The 20,346-nt window shown below is 60.6% G+C and carries 17 protein-coding genes; 5 read left to right on the plus strand and 12 right to left on the minus strand.

The features are described 5' to 3' along the window. Positions 1–181 precede the first annotated feature (181 nt). The 4 genes from ACYZT2_RS26460 (at position 182) to ACYZT2_RS26475 (ending at position 4,776) form a co-directional block, all read left to right on the plus strand. Positions 182–2,611: a TonB-dependent siderophore receptor gene (locus ACYZT2_RS26460; RefSeq protein ID WP_461968629.1), complete on the plus strand. Its 2,430-nt coding sequence runs from the start codon at positions 182–184 to the stop codon at positions 2,609–2,611. Positions 2,612–2,683: 72 nt separating this feature from the next. Continuing rightward, positions 2,684–3,814 (plus strand): PepSY-associated TM helix domain-containing protein, encoded by a 1,131-nt coding sequence (locus tag ACYZT2_RS26465; RefSeq protein WP_461968631.1) that lies wholly within the window; start codon positions 2,684–2,686, stop codon positions 3,812–3,814. After that, a complete protein-coding gene (locus ACYZT2_RS26470; protein WP_461968633.1) occupies positions 3,811–3,990 on the plus strand; it encodes a hypothetical protein in 180 nt (59 codons plus the stop codon). Before ACYZT2_RS26465 ends, ACYZT2_RS26470 begins: the two co-directional genes overlap by 4 nt. Positions 3,991–4,146: 156 nt before the next feature. Then, positions 4,147–4,776 carry a glutathione S-transferase gene (locus ACYZT2_RS26475; protein WP_461968635.1) on the plus strand — a complete coding sequence of 210 codons (630 nt, stop codon included), beginning with the start codon at positions 4,147–4,149 and terminating at the stop codon, positions 4,774–4,776. Positions 4,777–4,986: 210 nt separating this feature from the next. Here the strand turns inward: ACYZT2_RS26475 and creD are convergent, their stop codons facing one another. The 4 genes from creD to rloA2 all read right to left on the minus strand — a co-directional run bounded on the left by creD (position 4,987) and on the right by rloA2 (position 9,226). After that, positions 4,987–6,357, minus strand: a complete 1,371-nt coding sequence (gene creD / locus ACYZT2_RS26480; protein WP_461968637.1) for a cell envelope integrity protein CreD — start codon at positions 6,355–6,357, stop codon at positions 4,987–4,989. A 204-nt stretch (positions 6,358–6,561) separates the two neighbouring features. Further along, positions 6,562–7,980: a two-component system sensor histidine kinase CreC gene (creC, locus tag ACYZT2_RS26485; RefSeq protein WP_461968639.1), complete on the minus strand. Its 1,419-nt coding sequence runs from the start codon at positions 7,978–7,980 to the stop codon at positions 6,562–6,564. After that, positions 7,980–8,660: a two-component system response regulator CreB gene (gene creB, locus ACYZT2_RS26490; protein WP_461968641.1), complete on the minus strand. Its 681-nt coding sequence runs from the start codon at positions 8,658–8,660 to the stop codon at positions 7,980–7,982. The genes creC and creB overlap by 1 nt, the downstream gene beginning before the upstream one ends. 59 nt (positions 8,661–8,719) lie before the next feature. Next, complete coding sequence (gene rloA2 / locus ACYZT2_RS26495; RefSeq protein ID WP_007904116.1) at positions 8,720–9,226, minus strand: retropepsin-like aspartic peptidase RloA2; 507 nt, start codon at positions 9,224–9,226, stop codon at positions 8,720–8,722. 281 nt (positions 9,227–9,507) lie between these two features. Here rloA2 and ACYZT2_RS26500 point away from each other — a divergent pair, with 281 nt between their 5' ends. Beyond that, entirely contained in the window at positions 9,508–10,392 is an 885-nt protein-coding gene (locus ACYZT2_RS26500) for an acyltransferase (RefSeq protein WP_461968644.1), read from the plus strand. A 1-nt stretch (position 10,393) separates the two neighbouring features. Here ACYZT2_RS26500 and ACYZT2_RS26505 read toward each other — a convergent pair whose 3' ends face one another. From ACYZT2_RS26505 to glyA, 8 genes are all read right to left on the minus strand, one after another. Then, entirely contained in the window at positions 10,394–10,990 is a 597-nt protein-coding gene (locus ACYZT2_RS26505; protein ID WP_461968646.1) for a DUF2780 domain-containing protein, read from the minus strand. Positions 10,991–11,377: 387 nt separating this feature from the next. After that, positions 11,378–12,577, minus strand: coding sequence for a formaldehyde dehydrogenase, glutathione-independent (gene fdhA / locus ACYZT2_RS26510; RefSeq protein WP_038981147.1), 1,200 nt, complete (start codon positions 12,575–12,577; stop codon positions 11,378–11,380). 132 nt (positions 12,578–12,709) lie between these two features. Next, the gene (gene purU / locus ACYZT2_RS26515) at positions 12,710–13,567 is read right to left on the minus strand and encodes a formyltetrahydrofolate deformylase (RefSeq protein WP_461968648.1); all 858 of its coding nucleotides are present in this window, start codon (positions 13,565–13,567) and stop codon (positions 12,710–12,712) included. Between the two features lie 85 nt (positions 13,568–13,652). Next, complete coding sequence (locus tag ACYZT2_RS26520) at positions 13,653–14,285, minus strand: sarcosine oxidase subunit gamma (RefSeq protein WP_461968650.1); 633 nt, start codon at positions 14,283–14,285, stop codon at positions 13,653–13,655. Between the two features lie 165 nt (positions 14,286–14,450). Beyond that, positions 14,451–17,468, minus strand: coding sequence for a sarcosine oxidase subunit alpha (locus tag ACYZT2_RS26525; protein WP_461968652.1), 3,018 nt, complete (start codon positions 17,466–17,468; stop codon positions 14,451–14,453). Continuing rightward, positions 17,465–17,794 carry a sarcosine oxidase subunit delta gene (locus ACYZT2_RS26530; RefSeq protein WP_461968654.1) on the minus strand — a complete coding sequence of 110 codons (330 nt, stop codon included), beginning with the start codon at positions 17,792–17,794 and terminating at the stop codon, positions 17,465–17,467. Before ACYZT2_RS26530 ends, ACYZT2_RS26525 begins: the two co-directional genes overlap by 4 nt. Before the next feature lie 14 nt (positions 17,795–17,808). Then, the gene (locus ACYZT2_RS26535; protein WP_038981138.1) at positions 17,809–19,059 is read right to left on the minus strand and encodes a sarcosine oxidase subunit beta; all 1,251 of its coding nucleotides are present in this window, start codon (positions 19,057–19,059) and stop codon (positions 17,809–17,811) included. Positions 19,060–19,082: 23 nt separating this feature from the next. Beyond that, positions 19,083–20,336 carry a serine hydroxymethyltransferase gene (gene glyA / locus ACYZT2_RS26540; RefSeq protein ID WP_461968657.1) on the minus strand — a complete coding sequence of 418 codons (1,254 nt, stop codon included), beginning with the start codon at positions 20,334–20,336 and terminating at the stop codon, positions 19,083–19,085. Positions 20,337–20,346 lie beyond the last annotated feature (10 nt).

The following is a 20,346-nucleotide window of genomic DNA, read 5'->3' on the forward strand; positions in this document are numbered from 1 at the left end:
CACACCCGATAACCGTAGGAGCGAGGCTTGCCCGCGAAGAGGCCCGTATAAACACCCCAAATCCAGAATCCGGGCTCAGACCAATCACTGAATCAAAATTATTTTCATCTCGCCCTATCACTTTTGGATTCTCGTCCGGCACCTAGGCAATTGAGAAATATTTCCATTCAGGAGCCGCTGTATGTCCCGTTCACTAGACACCGTGTTGCGCCCCCGTTTGCTGGCGGTCGCCATTGCCCTTTGCGCCCCTTTGGCCAGCGGTCCACTGATTGCCGCCGAACAGGCGTCCAGCGTTCGCGCCTACAACCTGCCGGCTGCGCCATTGGCCAGCACCCTGAACCAGATTGCCAGTCAGGCGGGTTTGGCGCTGTCGTTGAATCCGTCGCTGGCAGCGGGCAAGACCTCGGCCCCGGTGAAGGGCCAGTTCGATGCCACCGGCGCTCTGCGTGAAGCCTTGCGCGGCACCGGTCTGCAACTGGAACAGAGCAGCGCCGGCACCTACAGCCTGGTGGCCGTGCCCGAGGGCGTGATGGCCTTGCCGGAAACCGCCGTCATTGGCCTGGAAAATACGGAAACTGCCTGGAGCCCGGTCGCAGGTTACGTCGCCACGCGCACCGCCGCTGGCACCAAGACCGACACCGCGCTGGTCGAAGCGCCACGTTCGATTTCCGTCGCCACCCGCCAGCAAATGGAAGATCGCGGTGTGCATAACCTCGATGATGCCGTGCGCTACATGCCTGGCATCGTCGCCAGCAGCTACGGCAGTGACACTCGAGACGACTGGCTGCGCGTACGCGGTTTCGAGCCGACCCAGTTTCTGGATGGCCTACCCTTGCCGAGAGGCGTTTACGCCAACCCGAAACAGGAAACCTGGAACCTTGATCGCCTGGCCCTGCTGCGCGGCCCGGCCTCATCGGTTTACGGCCAGACCCCGCCAGGCGGCTTGCTGGACATGGTCAGCCGTCGCCCCAGCGCCGAGTCGAGCAACGAAATCCAGGTGCAATATGGCAGCGACAATCATCGCCAGATTAACTTCGCCAGCACCGGCAAGATCGACGACGAAGGCCAGTTCCTCTACGGTTTGAGCGGTGTGGTACGCGACAGCGGCACGCAGATCGACCACGTCGACAACAAGCGCTACAACATCGCACCGAGCCTGACCTGGAACATCGACGAAGACACCAAATTCACCCTGCTGACGCAATTCACCCGCGATGACACGGGCATCACCAGCCAGTTCCTGCCGGTGCAAGGCACCAGGATCCATTCGCCACTCGGCAAGATTTCCCATCACAAGAACCTCGGCGACCCGGACTGGGAATACTACGACCGCACCTACTACGCACTGGGCTACGCCTTTGAACATCGTTTGAATGATGTCTGGCAGTTCAAGCAGAACCTGCGTTACACCAAGTCGGACCTGTCCTTCCAAGCCCTCACGCCGGGCGCCTACCCGTACACCCAGGTCGACGCCCAGGGCAACGTGGGTCGTTCGAGCACCAGCGTCGAGGAGGACATCAGCCAGTTCGCCGTGGACAACAACTTCCAGGGCGACTTCGCGACCGGCGATATCCGTCACACCCTGTTGATCGGCCTCGATCACCAGCGCGCCAATACCAACTACACCTCGATCTTCGGTGACGGTCTGACCACCAACGTCAACAACCCGATCTATGGCCAGCCAATCGTTCGCCCGCCACGCTCGACGGCGTTCTATGACTATGACCAGAAGACCTACCAGACCGGTTTGTACGTCCAGGACCAAATGGCCCTCGACCAATGGCGTCTGACCCTCGGTGGTCGTGAGGACTGGATCCACACGGGCACCAAATTCTTCAACAAGGGTGATGCCACCAACACCGAACGGGACAAGAAATTCAGCGGCAACGCAGCGATCAGCTATGTGTTCGACTCGGGCTTCGTGCCCTACCTGTCCTACGCCGAGTCGTTCCAGCCGACCAGCAAAGCCACGGCATCGCCGACCGAGTCGTTCAAACCGACTGAAGGCAAGCAGTGGGAACTGGGTATCAAGTACCAACCGCCGGGCAGCAACACCCTGCTGACGGCTGCGGTCTATGACCTGACCCAGAAAAACGTCTCCGTCACCACGACCAACTCAGACAACGTCTCGATTACCAGCCAGACCGGCGAAGTGAAGGTCAAAGGCCTGGAGCTGGAAGCCGTTTCCGACGTCACCGACAACCTGAAAGTCATCGCCGCCTACACCCTGGCCAAGTCCGAAGTGCAAAAGGGGGACTTCAAGGGCAATCGCCTGCAACTGATGCCTAACCAACAAGCGTCGCTGTGGGCCGATTACACTTGGCACAACGGTGTGCTGGATGGTTTCGGCATCGGTGCCGGCGCACGCTACACCGGCAATACTTATGGCGACCAGGGCAACACCTGGCTGGGCAAGGCGGATGCCTACACGGTGTTCGACGCGGCGCTCCATTACGACTTGGGCCGTCTGGATAACAGTCTGAAAGGTGCATCACTGGCACTGAATGCCACCAACGTGTTCGACAAGGACTACATCTCCACGTGCGACAGCTTCTACTGCTACTACGGCGACCAACGCAGCGTCGTCGCCAGCGCTACGTACAAGTGGTAATCGCCTGAACTGACACGCGCCACGACCAGGCCGTCCTTCGAGGACGGCTTTGGTCTTTCTGAAGGCCATGAAATGAAGAGCAAAACCATCCGCCGCTGGTCCTGCATCCACACCTGGACCAGCCTGATCTGCACGGTCTTCCTGCTGATGCTAGCCCTCACCGGCCTGCCGTTGATCTTCCACCACGAGATCGACCATCTGCTGGGCGATGCCGCCGAGTTGAAATCGATGCCGGCCGATACCCCGCAGCTGAATTTGCAGCAGCTGGTGCAAGCGGCTGAAAAGCATCGTCCCGGCGAGGTCATGCAGTATTTCGGCTACGACGAAGAAGACCCCAACGGCGTGATCGCCATCATGGCGCCCACCGCCGGCACCGAGCCGAACTCCTCCCACACCTTCATGCTCGACGCTCGCACCGGCGAAGCATTGGAAATGCCCTCGGCCAATGGCGGGCTGATGATGGTCATGCTGCGCCTGCACGTGGACATGTTCGCCGGCCTGCCGGGCAAGTTGCTGCTGGCGTTCATGGGGATTCTGTTTGTGTTGGCGATTGTCTCCGGAACGGTGCTGTACCTGCCGTTCATGCGGCGTTTGAAGTTCGCCACCGTGCGCCACGACAAATCCACCCGCCTGCGCTGGCTCGACCTGCATAACCTGATCGGCGTGGTGACGCTGACCTGGGCGCTGGTGGTCGGCGTGACCGGCGTGATCAGTGCCTGCGCCGACTTGCTGATCGCCGCGTGGCGCAACGACAGCCTGAGCGCGATGATCGCGCCTTATCGCGATGCGCCGCCGCTGACTCAATTGGCGCCTGCGACCCGTCTGCTCGACATCGCCAAAGACGTCGCGCCGGGCATGCAGCCCGATTTCATCGCCTTCCCCGGCACGCGGTTTTCCAGCGAACACCATTACGCCGTGTTCATGAAAGGCAGCACCCACCTGACTTCGCATTTACTGACGCCGGTGTTGATCGACGCCAGCACCCTGCAAGTCACGGCGGTGGCTGAGCGGCCGTGGTACATGGACGCCATGGGCATGTCGCAGCCGCTGCACTTCGGTGATTACGGCGGCATGCCGATGAAAATCCTCTGGTCGATCCTCGATGTGCTGACCATCATCGTGCTCGGCAGTGGGGTTTATTTGTGGGTGGTGCGGCGCAAGGTCGCGAAACCGGTGCTTGAAAACGCGGAGTGCCCGATATGAGGCCGAGACAGTCGAGTTTCTGGAAGGTCTTCGCCACGCCCACCGTCATTGCACTGCTCAGCGCCGCGGGTCTGTTTGCCGCGTTGCTGGGCGATGGCGTGTGGGATGCATTGAGTTGGCTCGGGCTGGGCATCCCCGCCATCCTCGCCTTGCGCGGGCTGTTGCAACGCCACTGAACGGCACAAAACCTGTGGGAGCGAGCCTGCTCGCGAATGCGGTGCATCAGTTGGCATTTATGTCGCCTGACACACTGCTTCGCGAGCAGGCTCGCTCCCACACTTAAGCACTAAAGCGCTATCCTGCCGACACTGCCCACGATCGAGATCGTCGCCATGTCCGTCCCCAGCATGACCTTGTTCCACAACCCCGCATCACCCTTCGTTCGCAAAGTCATGGTGCTGCTGCACGAAACCGGTCAAACGAACCGCGTGGCGCTGCAAGCCAGCCAACTCACGCCAGTCAGCCCGGATCTGGCCCTCAACGAAGACAACCCGCTAGGCAAGATTCCGGCTCTGCGCCTGGCCGATGGCAATGTGTTGTACGACAGCCGGGTGATCCTCGACTATCTCGACCATCAGCACGTCGGCAATCCGCTGATCCCTCGCGACGGTTCGGCGCGCTGGCGGCGTCTGACCCTGGCTTCCCTGGCCGACGGGATCATGGATGCCGCGGTGATGATTCGCTATGAAGTGGCCCTGCGCGTTCCGGAAAAGCACTGGGCCGAGTGGCTCGACGGTCAGCGCGACAAGATTCGTCGCGCTCTGGCACTGCTGGAGGCCGACGCGATTGCCGAGCTGACCAGCCATTTCGATGTGGCGGCGATCAGTGTGGCCTGTGCCTTGGGTTATCTGGATCTGCGCCATCCGGATCTGGAATGGCGCAAAGAGAATCCGAAGTTGGCGGAGTGGTATTTTGAAGTGAGTCAGCGGCCTTCGATGATTGCTACGATGCCGAAGGCTTAGATTCTCGCTAACTGTGCCGACCTCATCGCGAGCAGGCTCGCTCCCATATTTAATCTTTGGTCTGCACAACCTTTGTGTTCACTGGAGATCTTTTGTGGGAGCGAGCCTGCTCGCGATGGCACCACACCGGATCCAACGGAAACAACCCGGCAATCCGCGTCGCCAACACCTCGCCCACCTGCTGATCCTCGCGCAACCCTAACGACCGGCTCATTCCACGGCTCCAATATCAAAGGCCAAAGGCTTCGCGGCTTTCTGCCCGATCCCGTACCAGTCCAGCTTGCGGGTCAGCACCATGAACACGCCCAGCAGCCCGAACAACAGCAGCGAGCCCATCAACAGCGCGTAATCCTCGGCACTCAACAAGCCATAGAGCAGGCCATACAACGCCGCCAATCCTGCCGAAAAACTCAAGCCGTGATGCACGCTGCGCAGCACATGACAGACATAGAAGCCGATCAACAACACACAGCCACTCGCAGACAGCAGGTACGCCAGGGCAAAGCCGATGTGCTCGGACAGCGACAACAGCAACAGGTAGAAGAACGCCAGCGCCACGCCCACCAGCGCGTATTGCACCGGGTGTACCGCCAGGCTTTTCAGCACTTCGAAGAGGAAGAAACCGGCGAAGGTCAGGACGATGAACAGCAGCGCGTATTTGATTGCCCGGTCGCTTTTCAGGTACTGGTCCACCGGGTCGATGAAACTCACGCCGAAGCTGCGACCGCTGAACGCCTCGCACTGGCCGCCAGACACGCAACTGTTCAGTGCCTCTTGCAGGTTGGTGGAGAAAAACGAGGTCTGCCAATTGGCGGTGAAACCCTGATCGGTGATTTCGCGCTGGGCCGGCAGGTAGTTGCCGATGAAGCTGGGATGAGGCCAGTTGGCGGCCAGTGAAACCTTGCTGGTCTTGCCCACCGGGAGAATCTGCAACTGGCCGGTGCCTTGCAGGCGCAAGTCGAAGCCGAACGCCAATTCCGTAGCCTGTTGGGTGTCCAGCGCTGGCAGCGTCACGTGCACACCCTCGCCCAGCCAGCCCACTTGGCTACCCGGTACAAAGTCCAGACTCTGGCCATTGAGTTCGAGTTTCAGGGCGTTTTCGATGCCGCGAATGTCGCTGATGCCAACGGCCAGGAACGGTTGGTCGAACCGGTAGTCGGCGAAGTCCTCCTTGATGCCCAGTTGCGCCGGGACCGAGAAATGCCCGCTGATGCGGTTGTCGGCATGAAACAGCCGTGCCTCGTAGATACCCCGGGCGCGCAGTTCGGTCTGGACCTGGCCGTCCAGTTCGAAACGCTCCGGCAGGAAATACAAACGCCCGCGCTCCTCGCCGACAACCTGGTAACGCTGGTTGGTTTTTTCGTTGGTTTTCCAGGTGCGCACTGTTTTGCGATAGGGCACCACCATCAGCGGGCCACTCAGTTGCTGGCTGTAGCTGGAGCTGCGGGCGATGTCTTCGAGCACACCATCACGCAGTTGTTGCCGCTCCTGGATAACACCGCTGATCATCAACAGCGGGATCAGCAGCAACAGAATCAAAAGGGCAATCGCCCCGAGTTTTAGGGTCAGGCTACGGTTCATGGGACTCTCCCTGTTTGGATGGGGAGAGTCTGGGATGGGTGTGTGGGGATTTTATGGGGGGAATGTGGAGAGTATGTGGAGACTGGGGTGACCCCATCGCGAGCAGGCTCGCTCCCACATTTGATCTTCTGTTCGCATATATTTTGTGTTCGCTGGAGATCCCTTGTGGGAGCGAGCCTGCTCGCGATGGCCGCGACGCGCGTCCTAAGGCAGGCTCAATTTGACTTCAACCCCGCCGTCGACATTACCGATACTCATCACCCCGCCATGCAACTTGACCACCTCTTCAAGGAAGTTAAGCCCCAACCCGGTACTTTTACGCCCACTGTCCGGACGCGGCAGTGAGTAGAAGCGCTCGCTCAAGCGCGGCAATGCATAGTCGGGAATCGCCTCGGCCTGGTTGAACAGCCTGAACTCAATCTGCTCACCGACTCGTTCGGCACTGAATCGCAGCAAGCCCTGAGCCGGGGTGAAGTCCAAGGCATTCTCCAGCAGATTGCCCAGCGCCTGGCGCAACAGAAACGGCTCGCCGAGCAGATTCAGATCCGCTGCAATTTGCAGCTCCACACGCAACTGCTTGCCTTCGATTCGCGCAGCCTGCGCGCTCAACAGTTCGTCCACCAAAGCCGCCAACGGCACGGCCACTCGCTCTTCCAGCCCTTGGCGCTGTTCGACCTGCGCCAGGTTCAACAGTCGTTCGATCAACTGCTGCATGCGCGCACTTTCGCTGTCGATGTTGCTGACGAAACGCTGCTGCTGAGCCAGCGGCATCTCACCTTGCAGTAACTCCGCCGCGCCACGAATCGCCGCCAGCGGGCTTTTCAATTCATGGGTCAGGGTATGCACATAACGCTCGACGTAGGCTTTGCCTTCGAGCTGGGTGCGCATCTGCTCCACCGCCGTGGCCAGTTGTTCCAGTTCGCCGCCCCGATAATGCGGCACCTCCACCCGACGGCCTTCGCTGACTGCCTGGGCATACGCCGTCAACCGTCGCAGCGCCGCGCTCAGCCACCACGACAACAGCGCACCGAACAGCAAACCGAGGCCAATCAGCCCGGCGCCATAAACCAGCAATCGCCGTTCGGTGCGATCAACATAAGGTTGCAGCGAGCTGTTGGGCTTGGCCACCGTCACCACACCGATGATCTGGCCGTTGTCGCGAATCGGTGCACCGACGTGCATCACCGACGAGTTCGAGTCATCCAGGTTGCTGCGCGTCGAACGAGCGCCGTACTCGCCGCGCAAAGTCAGGTAGACGTCGTTCCAGCGCGAGTAGTCCTGGCCCACCGCGATGCCGCTGGAATCCAGCACCACGATGCCCTTGGCATCGGTGACGTAAATGCGGTGGTTGACCTGATTCTTCGGCATTCCCCAGATTTTCGCCTTCGGTTGCCGTTCACCGTAAGCCTTGAGCAACTCGGGCCAGCGGTTCTGGCTGAGGGTGCCGGCCTTGAAGTCGTCGCGCAGGATCTCGGCCATCAAGTTCGCGGTGTCCACCAGGGTTTCTTCAGTGGACTGGCGCACGCCGGGGCGGATTTCTTCCATCACGGTGTTGAGCACGAAGTAGCCGGTCAGGCCGATGAACAGCACGTAGACCAGAAAAATCCGGATCCCCAGGGGCATCAGCTATGCCCCGGGCTATAGCTGTAACCGAGGCCGCGGTGAGTCTGGATCGGCTCGGCGTCGGCCTTCACCTGGCGCAATTTGGCGCGCACGCTCTTGATGTGGCTATCGATGCTGCGCTCGTAACCGGCATCGGCGGCCACGCCCAGTGCATCGAGCAACTGCTCGCGGCTGAAGACTCGCTCGGGTTGCTCCAGCAGGCATTGCAGCAAACGAAACTCATGGCGAGTCAGGCTTAGCGGCTGATTACGATAGCTGATCTGCACCCGTTCGCTGTCGATGCGAAACAGCGCCGATGCAGCCTCTGCCACCGGTCGTGGCGCCATGCGCTTGAGAATCGCCCGGACACGCGCTACCACTTCCCGGGGGCTGAATGGTTTGACCACGTAGTCGTCGGCGCCAATCTCCAGGCCCACCACGCGGTCGATCTCTGCGTCACGGGCGCTGAGAAAAATCACCGGCACCTCGCTGAAACGCCGCAATTGCTTGCAGGTCTCGAAGCCGCTGATGTCTGGCAGGCCGATATCGAGGATGATCAGGTCGGCCGGCGTGGCGCGCTGATGTGCGAGCGCCGCCGCGCCAAGGCTCAACCAGGTGGTGGTGAAGCCCTCGCCCTGCAAGGCGAAAATCAGGGTGTCGGCAATCGCCGCTTCGTCTTCGACAATCAGGATATGAGGCATGGCGTCCGAGCCCGCTAGTTAAGTGGGCGAACGGTGCCCCAAGGCTGATTCGCCGTCAATCAGCAGTCGGGTTTGTCTGCCGTGAAACGCCGTGCCGGGTTCACCGCCGCACCGAATTCACGCAGCGCTTTGGCGCCGATCAGCAGCGGGTAATTGAAACTGCTGCGGTCGGTGAGATTGACCTCGACGGTGCGCTTGACGTTGCCCAGGCACAATTCCAGATCGACCACCGGACGCTTGGTGGGTTCGATCGCTTCTTTGTCATCGTCGTCTTCTTCGGAGCGGGTCTTGATCTTACTGATCCGCGCGACCTTGTGTTCGTAGACCTTGTTGCTGGCGCCTTTGGTGGCGAGGCGGAAACGCACCCACTCGTCGCCATCACGGGTGAAGGTTTCGATGTCTTTGGCCGACAGCGACGCGGTCAGGGCGCCGGTGTCCATTTTGGCCTTGAGGACTTCGCCGCCGATTTCCGGCAGCGCGATGTATTCGTAACGCCCGTACAGGGTCGGCTCGGCGGCAAGGACCGGCAGGGCCACGAGGGAAAGCAGTGCAAGGAGAGATTTCACGTAGGGGGCTTCCTTGAAGAGTGGGCAGCGGGATTTTAGACCGTTGCCTGTGAATTCGTTCGATATCGTTGTAGGAGCTGCCGAAGGCTGCGATCTTTTGATCTTGATCTCGGCGAGCGGCTGAAATGGCCAAGATCAAAAGATCGCAGCCTGCGGCAGCTCCTACAGGTGCGATCTTTCCCAGCATAGCGCTGCCAAGGTGAAACATTCGTCACCACCCATTTGGCCTGTCGCCTGAAGCTGCTTATCATGGCGCGCCCAAACGCTTTCATGAGTTACTTATGCGCCGCCTGCTCACCGGCTGTTTCGTTACCCTGCTGCTGTTGCTCAACACCTTGGTGCTGTTCGGGCCTTTGATGGTGTTCGCCCTGCTGAAACTGCTCCTGCCCGGGCGCTTTCGCGATTACGCCTCCTGGACAGTGATGTGGATTGCCGAAACCTGGGCCGAAATCGACAAGCTGATCTTCCGGCTGTGCATTCCCACTCAATGGGACATTCGCGGCGGCGATGATCTGCGCCGCGACACCTCGTATCTGGTGATCGGCAACCATCAATCCTGGGTCGATATTCCGGCGCTGATCCAGGCGCTTAACCGGCGCACACCGTTCTTCAAATTCTTCCTCAAGAAAGAACTGATCTGGGTGCCGTTCCTGGGCCTGGCCTGGTGGGCACTGGACTATCCGTTCATGAAGCGCTACACCAAGGCGTTTCTGGCGAAAAACCCGGAGCTGGCCGGCAAGGACCTGGAAATCACCAAAGAGGCCTGCGAGCTGTACAAGCGTCAGCCAGTGACGGTGGTCAATTATCTGGAAGGCACTCGATACACCTCAGCGAAAAGCGCCCAGCAGCAGTCACCGTTCACCCACCTGCTCAAGCCCAAGGCTGGCGGCGTGGCTTTTGTGCTGGCGGCGATGGGTGAACAGCTGGATGCCGTTCTCGACGTGACAGTGGTGTATCCACAGCAGAAGATTCCGGGGTTCTGGGATTTGATCAGCGGCAACGTGCCGAGGGTGATCATCGACATCCAGACCCGCGAACTGGACCCGGCGCTGTGGCAAGGCGATTACGAAAACAATCCGGCGTTTCGCGAACAGGTCCAGAACTGGGTCAACCAGCTCTGGATCGAGAAGGACCGGCGCATCAAAGAGCTACGCGCCGAAGGCTGACTCAGTTGCCAATGCCGGTGCCCCAGATTCCGCCAAGATTCTGCAGCAACGAACCGGCGACGCCTTGCTGACCGAGATATTGCAGGATCACCGGGGCAAACATACCGATCATCCCGGTGTCCATGCCCAGGGCACTGAAGGCGTTATTCAGGTCGTTGGTGTCCTTGACGTTACCCAGCAAGCCATCGAGCAACGCATTCTTGTCCGAACCGGCGCCGAGCAGCCCACCCAATCCGTTCAAGCCACCGATGGCACTGTTGCCAGCAATTTGACTGAGGCCCGGCACGTTTTTACTCAGCTCGGAGAAGTCTTCGCCGCTGAGTTGATTCCTGGCCAACCCCAACATCGCACCAGCACCGCCAATGGCCTGTTCCGGGGTGATGTCGAGCTGCGAGCCCAGGGTATTGAGCAAACCGGCGGCCTTGGGCGCTGCCGCCACGACGCCATCGCCCTCGTTGCTTTGGTCGCCCTGCATCGCGGATACCACATTGGCCGCATCACTGAGACTGAACTGTGCAAAGGCCGGGCTGGCGACCAGCGTCGTCAACGAAGCGACAGCCATGAGCGATGCCAGTGCTAAACCGCGTGAAACTTTCATCCAGACATCCTCTAGTGGCATGAAAACCGCCCGGTAACGAGGCGGCAAACTGCCGATTTGACCGGACATCCGTCGGCATGTTCCCCCGTCACGTCTATGAAACGTGAAACCCCGGACTCACGCGATGAATGGCATACAGGCACCCGGATCTGGAGGAAGAAGTGAGGCGACTTTTGTGGCGAGGGGGCTTGCCCCCGTTCGGCGGCGCAGCCGTCGTTAATCCAGACACCACATTTTGTCTGACACACCATGGGGAATGGTTTGAGGGTTGCTTCGCAGCCCAACGGGGGCAAGCCCCCTCGCCACAAAGGCCCCTCACCACAGGGTTAGTGTGACGCATATAAAAACGGCGACCCGAGGGTCGCCGTTTTGCTGTTGCCTAAAGCCTTACGCCGCGCTGAACAACTTGTGCGGATCGATCACAAACTTCTTCGGCACGCCCGCATCGAACTCGCCATAACCCCGTGGCGCGTCATCCAGGCTGATGACTTCAACACCCACGATGTCGGCAATCTTGATGCGGTCCCACATGATCGCCTGCATCAGTTGGCGGTTGTACTTCATCACTGGCGTCTGGCCGGTGTGGAAGCTGTGGGATTTTGCCCAGCCCAGACCGAAGCGAATGCTCAGGCTGCCCATTTTCGCGGCCGCATCCACAGCACCCGGGTCTTCAGTCACGTACAGGCCAGGGATACCGATTTTGCCGGCAACGCGAACCACGCCCATCAGCGAGTTGAGCACGGTCGCCGGTGCTTCGTGTTTGACGCCGTCATGGCCGTGACCACGGGCTTCGAAGCCCACCGCATCGACGGCGCAATCCACTTCTGGCTCGCCCAACAGCGCGGCAATCTGTTCGTGTAGCGGGGTGTCTGTCGACAAGTCGGCAATTTCAAAACCCTGGGCCTTGGCGTGAGCCAGGCGGATCGGGTTGACGTCACCGATGATCACCACCGCAGCGCCCAGCAGGCGAGCGGAAGCGGCAGCGGCCAGACCGACCGGACCGGCACCGGCAATGTATACGGTGCTACCAGGGCCAACGCCGGCGGTCACTGCGCCGTGGTAACCGGTCGGCAGAATGTCGGAGAGGCAGGTCAGGTCGCGGATTTTTTCCATCGCGCGATCACGATCAGGCAGTTTCAGCAGGTTGAAGTCGGCGTACGGCACCATCGCGTATTCAGCCTGGCCACCGGTCCAGTCGCCCATGTCGACATAACCGTAAGCACCGCCCGGACGCGCCGGGTTGACGCTCAGGCAGACACCGGTGTGCATCTCTTTGCAGGAACGGCAGCGCCCGCAAGCCACGTTGAACGGCACCGACACCAGGTCGCCGATTTGCAGGTTTTCGACGTCGCTGCCCTTCTCGATCACTTCACCGGTGATCTCGTGGCCCAGCACCAGACCGGTCTGAGCGGTGGTACGACCGCGCACCATGTGCTGATCGGAACCACAGATGTTGGTGGAAACCACACGCAGGATGACAGCGTGGTTAATCTTCCTGCCGCGCGGGTCCTGCATTTTCGGATAGTCGATTTTCTGTATTTCGACTTTGCCATTGCCGAGATACACCACACCACGATTGCCAGACATGCTTTCACCTCGCTGTTGTTTTTATGTAGCGGTCGCGTCGCCATGGATCGGCGGCGCGTTGATTGCTCGGGTTATTGCCTGTGTGTCTTGTGTGTCTTGTGTTGTCTGTAAGGGCCTGCTCGCGATGGCGATCTAAAGAACGACCGTGCGATTGGCGTTCAAAAACACTCGTCGCTCGATGTGATAACCAACGGCCCGCGCCAGAGTCAGCCCCTCGATATCCCGCCCTTTGGCGATCAAATCTTCGGGGTAATGACTGTGGTCCACAGCCTCCACGCCCTGGGCGATGATCGGGCCTTCGTCCAGGTCGTTGTTGATGTAGTGCGCCGTGGCGCCGACCAGCTTCACGCCCTTGTTGTAGGCCTGGTGATACGGCTTGGCGCCCTTGAAACCCGGCAGCAGGGAGTGATGAATGTTGATCGCCTTGCCGTCGAGCTTGCGGCACAGCTCTGGCGACAGGACTTGCATGTAGCGCGCAAGGATCACCAGTTCAGCGCCGGAGTCTTCGACCACCTGCCAGACCTGACGCTCCTGCGACGGTTTGTCGTTCGGGTCCAGCGGGAAATGGTAGTACGGAATCTGGTGCCAGTCGGCCAACGGCTTGAGGTCGGGGTGATTGGAGACCACGGCGACCACGTCCATCGACAATTGGCCGATGCGCTGGCGGTAGAGCAAGTCGTTGAGGCAGTGATCGGCCTTGGAGACCATGATCACCACTTTTGGCCGGTGGTGCGGCGGGGTCAGCTCGAAGATCATGCCGAAGGCGTCACCCCGTTCCGCCAAACCTGCGCGGAAAGCTTGTTCGTCAAAGCCGTCGGGCTGACGGAATTCCACGCGAATGAAAAAACGGCCCGAGAGCCGGTCATCGAAGGAATGGTGCTCGGTGACGTAGCAGCCCTGCTCGAACAGAAAGCGGGTCACCGCATCCACGGTGCCGAGGACGCTAGGGCAATCGGCGGTCAGAATCCATGTGTCTGGGGCGCGGCTCATAGTGCGGTGACTCCTGTTCGAAAGTAGCAGCAACGTCGCTTGCGTAGCAGCTGCCGAAGGCTGCTACAGGGATCTCAACGGATCATCAAGCCTGAACGCTAAGCCCGTACTCGGCGGCAGCATCCTGCAACCACAACCACCAGTAATCCGAGAAGCTGCGGCGGATCAGCAGTTCCCAGGTCTCTTCGGCGGTATGGCGGATCACCAGTTGCGACTTGGCGAACACCGTGCCAACAGCCTTGCCCACCGGGAAGTTGTTGGGGTGCACGTCATAGCTGGTGGATTTCATCAGCACCTGACGCACGTTCGGGCCGCTGAGTTCGAGGATCTGCTGGCCACCGCTGACGTTGACGATCTGGATGTGCAGGTCGCCCAGTGCTTCACGCAGCTTTTTCTCGGCGGCGAATTCTTCGCCGGTCGGCACGATCAGCAGCCATTCATCCGGCCCCATCCATTGCAGGCTGGTTTCGCCTTTGATCACCACGGTCAGCGCGGCGGGCAGTTCCAGGCCGAGGGCCTTGTGCACGCCAGCGGCGAACGCTGGATCGTGGCCATCGCCACGGATGGTGAGGTGACCGAGGAGTTTTTTCTCACGCACGATCACGCCGGCGTTTTTGCGGCCCTTGCCCACCAGGCTGGCGAGGTCGGCGTGATGCAGCGACGACTCGGCCTTGGCCCCGGTGGTTGGGCGTTGTTGGTAAACATTGGCTGCGGTCATAAAGCACCTGTCTTGAATTCTGTTGGTTCCGGCCCTTGTGGTGGCTGTGCCGCCGCCTTCGCGAGCAAGCTCGCTCCCACAAGGGTTACGCGATCTCCTGTGGGAGCGAGCCTGCTCGCGATGCAGACAACGCGGTGCAACGGCCGCCCACAGGACCCGAGGCCATTAAACGTTCTGGCGATCGCCTTTCGGATCGAAGAACACCGAAGAAACGATTTCCGCCTCGATCACGCTGCCATCGGCCAGCGGTGCGAACACACGCTCACCCATGCGCTTCAAGCCGCCCTTGACCACACCCATGGCAAACGAATAGCCGAGGGAGTTGTGCAAGTAGCTGGAGGTGACGTGACCGACCATGGTCATCGGGATCGCCTGCTTGGTGTTGAACACCAGTTGCGCACCTTCCGGCAGCCATTTGGTCGGATCGATCGGCTTCAGACCAACCAGCTGTTTGCGCTGATCACGCACGCAGTCTTCACGGTTCATGCCACGCTGGCCGATCCACGAGAAAGGTTTAGTGCGACCGACACACCAGCCCATGTTCAGGTCGTCCGGGGTCATCGAGCTGTCAGTGTCCTGGCCAACGATGATGAAGCCCTTCTCCGCCCGCAGTACGTGCATGGTTTCAGTGCCGTACGGGGTCAGGTTGTACTTCTTGCCGGCCTCGACGATTTTCTCGAGCACGCCCATTGCGTAGTCGGCCTGCACGTTGACTTCGTACGACAGTTCACCGGTAAACGAAATCCGGAACACCCGCGCCGGTACGCCACCGACCAGAGCTTCTTTCCAGGTCATGAAAGGGAAGGCTTCGTTGCTCAAGTCGATGTCGGTGACTTCGCTGAGCAGCTTGCGGCTGTTCGGCCCGGACAGGGTCATGGTTGCCCAGTGATCTGTCACGGAAGTGAAGTACACCTTCAGGTCTGGCCATTCGGTCTGATGGTAGATTTCCAGCCATTGCAGCACGCGTGCAGCGCCGCCGGTGGTGGTGGTCATCACGAAATGGTTATCGGCCAGGCAGGCAGTCACGCCGTCGTCGAACACCATGCCGTCTTCTTTACACATCAAGCCATAACGCGCCTTGCCCACGTCGAGCTTAGTCCAGGCATTGGTGTAGATGCGGTTCAGGAACTCACGCGTGTCCGGACCCTGGATGTCGATCTTGCCCAGGGTCGAAGCGTCCAGCAGGCCGACGCTATCACGCACGGCTTTGCATTCGCGCTTCACAGCGGCATGCAGGTCTTCACCGTTTTTCGGGAAGTACCAAGGACGTTTCCACTGACCGACGTCTTCGAACTCGGCGCCGTTCTTCACGTGCCAGTGATGCAGCGCGGTGAAACGAACCGGTTCGAAGATGTGCCCACAGTGACGACCGGCTATGGCGCCGAAGGTCACCGGCGTGTAGTTCGGGCGGAACATGGTGGTGCCCATCTGCGGGATGGTCACGTTCAGCGAGCGGGCGGCGATGGCCAGACCGTTGACGTTGCCGAGCTTGCCCTGATCGGTGCCGAAGCCCAGCGCGGTGTAGCGTTTGACGTGCTCGACCGACTCGAAGCCTTCGCGGGTCGCCAGTTCGATGGCGGCCGCGGTGACGTCGTTTTGCAGGTCGACGAATTGCTTCGGCCCGCGGGCGGTGCCTTTTTCGTGCGGCACCTGGAACAGCGCCAATGTCGGTTCTTCCAGTCGGCTCAGGGCTTTCGGCAAGGTGCCTTCGACCCCGCTGAAACCGGCTTCGCTGGCGGCGCGAGCGCCCCCTTCAAAACCGTCGGCCAGCGAATCGCCGAGGCCATAGACGCCGTTGATGCCACCGACGCACACGCGTTTTTGCGGTGCTTCGCCCGGTACGAAACCGAGGATGTCTTCACGCCAGATCGGCTTGCCGCCCAAATGAGACGCCAGGTGAACCACCGGGCTGTAACCGCCGGAACTGGCGACCAGGTCGCAATCGAGCCACTCGCCCGGGCTGGTCACGGTGTGTGCTTTTACGTCAATCGCGGCAACGCGAGCGGCGGTGACGTGCTTGCTGCCACGAGCCTCGATCACGGCACTGCCGGTCAGGATGCGGATGCCTTTGGCGCGCGCTTCTTCCACCAGCGCACCGCGAGGGTTGCTGCGGGCATCGGCGATCGCCACCACTTGCAGACTGGCGTCGAGCCAGTCCAGCGCTACGCGGTAGGCGTGATCGTTGTTGGTCGACAGCACCAGTTTCTTGCCCGGTGCCACGCCGTAACGACGCACATAAGTCGACACAGCGCCGGCAAGCATGTTGCCCGGCACGTCGTTGTTGCCGTAAACCAGTGGCCGCTCGTGAGTACCGGTCGCCAGCACTACACGCGTGGCACGAACCCGGTGGATGCGCTGACGCACCTGGCCAATCGGGGCGCGGTCGCCGAGGTGATCGGTGAGGCGCTCGTGAATGGTCAGGAAGTTATGGTCGTGGTAACCGTTGACCGTGGCGCGCGGCAACAGCAGCACGTCCGGAGTGTTTTTCAGCTCGGCGATGACGCTGGCGACCCATTCGGTAGCGGGTTTGCCGTCGAGGCTTTCGCGGGAATCGAGCAGGCTGCCGCCGAACTCTTCCTGCTCATCGGCCAGGATCACACGCGCACCGCTACGGGCAGCCGCCAGTGCAGCTGCCAGACCCGCAGGGCCAGCGCCGACGATCAGCACGTCGCAGTGCTGGTTCATGTAGTCGTAGGTGTCCGGATCGTTCTCGGTCGGCGAGCGGCCAAGGCCGGCTGCCTTACGAATGTACTTCTCGTAGGTCATCCAGAACGATTGCGGGTACATGAAGGTTTTGTAGTAGAAGCCCGGTGGCATCAGCTTGCCGCCGACCTTGCCGAGAATCCCCATCATGTCGTTGTTCACGCTCGGCCAGCCGTTAGTGCTGGTGGCGACCAAACCTTGGTACAGCGCTTGTTGAGTGGCGCGTACGTTCGGGATCTGCGTGGCTTCGGTCGCACCGATCTGCAGCACAGCGTTCGGCTCTTCGGCACCGGCGGCGAAGATGCCGCGCGGGCGCGAATACTTGAAGCTGCGGCCGATGATGTCGACACCGTTGGCCAACAAGGCGGCGGCGAGGGTATCGCCTTCAAAGCCTTTGTAGACCTGGCCGTTGAAGGTGAAGCTCAGCACTTTGTTGCGGTCGATGCGTCCGCCGTTGGACAGGCGATTGATCTGGCTCATACCTTCTCTCCCAGAGCCGTGGCGGCCGCTTTCGGGCTGTCGGTCTTGTCGATGAACTGCGGCTTGGTGCCGATCTTGTAGGTTTCGAGAATCTCGTAGGTCACGGTGTTACGGGTGACGTTGAAGTACTGACGGCAACCGGCAACGTGATCCCACAGTTCGTGGTGCAGACCGCGAGGGTTATCGCGGAAGAACATGTAGTCGCCCCACTCCTCGTCGGTGCAGCTGTTCGGATCCAGTGGGCGCGGGATGTGCGCCTGGCCGGATGCGTGGAATTCCTCTTCGGAGCGCAACTCGCCGCAGTGAGGACAGAAGATATGCAACATGGGGATTTCTCCTGTTAGTGGGCAACCGCAGCAGCGCCGTGTTCGTCGATCAACGCACCGTTGTGGAAACGGTCGATGGAGAAAGGTGCGGCCAATGGGTGCATTTCACCCTTGGCCAGGCTTGCGGCAAACACGTTGCCCGAGCCGGGTGTTGCCTTGAAGCCACCGGTGCCCCAACCGCAGTTGAAGAACATGTTCGGTACCGGGGTTTTCGAGATGATCGGGCACGCATCCGGTGTGGTGTCGACGATGCCGCCCCACTGGCGGTTCATGCGCACGCGGGACAACACCGGGAACATTTCGACGATGGCCTGAACGGTGTGCTCGATCACCGGGTACGAACCACGCTGGCCGTAGCCGTTGTAGCCGTCGATACCGGCGCCGATCACCAGGTCGCCTTTGTCGGACTGGCTGATGTAACCGTGTACGGCGTTGGACATGATCACGCTGTCGATAATCGGTTTGATCGGCTCGGACACCAGCGCTTGCAGCGGGTGCGATTCGATCGGCAGACGGAAACCGGCCAGTTTGGCCATGTGCCCGGAGTTACCGGCGGTGACCACACCAACGCGCTTGGCGCCGATGAAGCCCTTGTTGGTTTCAACACCGATGCACACACCGTTTTCCTTGCGGAAGCCGATCACTTCGGTCTGTTGAATCAGGTCCACACCCAAAGCGTCTGCGGCACGGGCAAAGCCCCACGCCACGGCATCGTGACGGGCCACGCCGCCGCGACGCTGGACGGTTGCGCCCATCACCGGGTAGCGAGTGTTTTTCGAGCAGTCGAGGTACGGAATCTCGTCAGCCACTTGTTTGGCATCGAGCAGTTCACCGTCCACGCCGTTGAGGCGGTTGGCGCTGACCCGACGCTCGGAATCACGAATGTCTTGAAGCGTATGACACAGGTTGTAGACGCCACGCTGGGAGAACATCACGTTGTAGTTCAGGTCCTGGGACAGGCCTTCCCACAATTTCATCGCGTGTTCGTACAGGTGCGCCGACTCGTCCCACAGGTAGTTGGAGCGAACGATCGTGGTGTTGCGCGCGGTGTTACCGCCGCCCAGCCAGCCTTTCTCGACCACGGCCACGTTGGTGATGCCGTGTTCCTTGGCCAGGTAATAAGCGGTCGCCAGACCATGCCCGCCACCGCCGACGATGACCACGTCATAGACCTTTTTAGGGGTCGGCGTGCGCCACATCTTCTGCCAGTTTTCGTGATGGCTGAGGGAGTGTTTGAAGAGGCCGAAGCCCGAATAGCGTTGCATAGTCATTTACTCCAAAACCGCGCTCAGCGATAAACCGGGAAGTCCGCGCACAGAGCTGCCACTTGCTGCGCGACATTGGCCTCGACATCGGCGTCGCCGAGGTTGTCGAGGATGTCGCAGATCCAGCCGGCCAGCGTGATGCACTGGGTAACCTTGAAGCCGCGAGTGGTCACCGCCGGGGTGCCGATACGCAGGCCGGAGGTCACGAACGGCGACTGTGGATCGTTCGGGACAGCGTTCTTGTTTACGGTGATGTGAGCGCGACCGAGTGCTGCGTCCGCCTCTTTGCCGGTGAGGCCCTGACGGATCAGGCTGACCAGGAACAGGTGGTTATCAGTGCCGCCGGACACTACATCGTAGCCGCGTTTGATAAAGATGCTGGCCATGGCCTGGGCGTTGTCGATCACTTGTTGCTGGTAGGCCTTGAAACCTGGCTCAAGCGCTTCCTTGAAGCACACGGCTTTACCGGCGATCACGTGCATCAGCGGGCCGCCCTGGCCACCAGGGAATACGGCAGCGTTGAATTTCTTTTCCAGCTCTTCGTTGGCACGGGCCAAAATCAGACCGCCACGTGGACCGCGCAGGGTTTTGTGGGTGGTGGTGGTGACCACGTCAGCGTACGGCAGCGGGTTCGGGTACAGACCAGCAGCGACCAGACCGGCCACGTGAGCCATGTCGACAAACAGGTAAGCGCCGACTTTGTCAGCGATCTGACGGAAGCGCGGGAAGTCCAGGGTCTTGGAGTAAGCGGAGAACCCGGCGATGATCATTTTCGGCTTGTGCTCGACCGCCAGGCGCTCGACTTCGTCGTAGTTGATCAGGCCGGTATCGGTGTCGATGCCGTACTGCACGGCGTTGTAGAGCTTGCCGGAGAAGCTGACTTTGGCGCCGTGGGTCAAGTGACCGCCGTGGGCCAGGCTCATGCCCAGCACGGTGTCGCCAGCCTGCAGCAACGCGAGGAATACCGCGGCGTTGGCCTGGCTGCCGGAGTGCGGCTGGACGTTGGCGTAATCGGCGCCGAACAGTTGCTTGGCGCGTTCGATGGCCAGGGCTTCAACCTTGTCGACGTGCTCGCAGCCACCGTAGTAGCGCTTGCCCGGATAACCTTCGGCGTATTTGTTGGTCAGGCCGCTGCCTTGCGCTTGCATGACGCGCTTGCTGGTGTAGTTCTCTGACGCGATCAGCTCGATGTGATCTTCCTGGCGTTGCTCCTCGGCATTCATCGCCGCCAGCAGTGCATCGTCGTAACCCTGGATCTGGTCTTGCTTGCTGAACATCGCGTCTCTC

The organism is Pseudomonas sp. MDT1-85 (assembly GCF_054898065.1).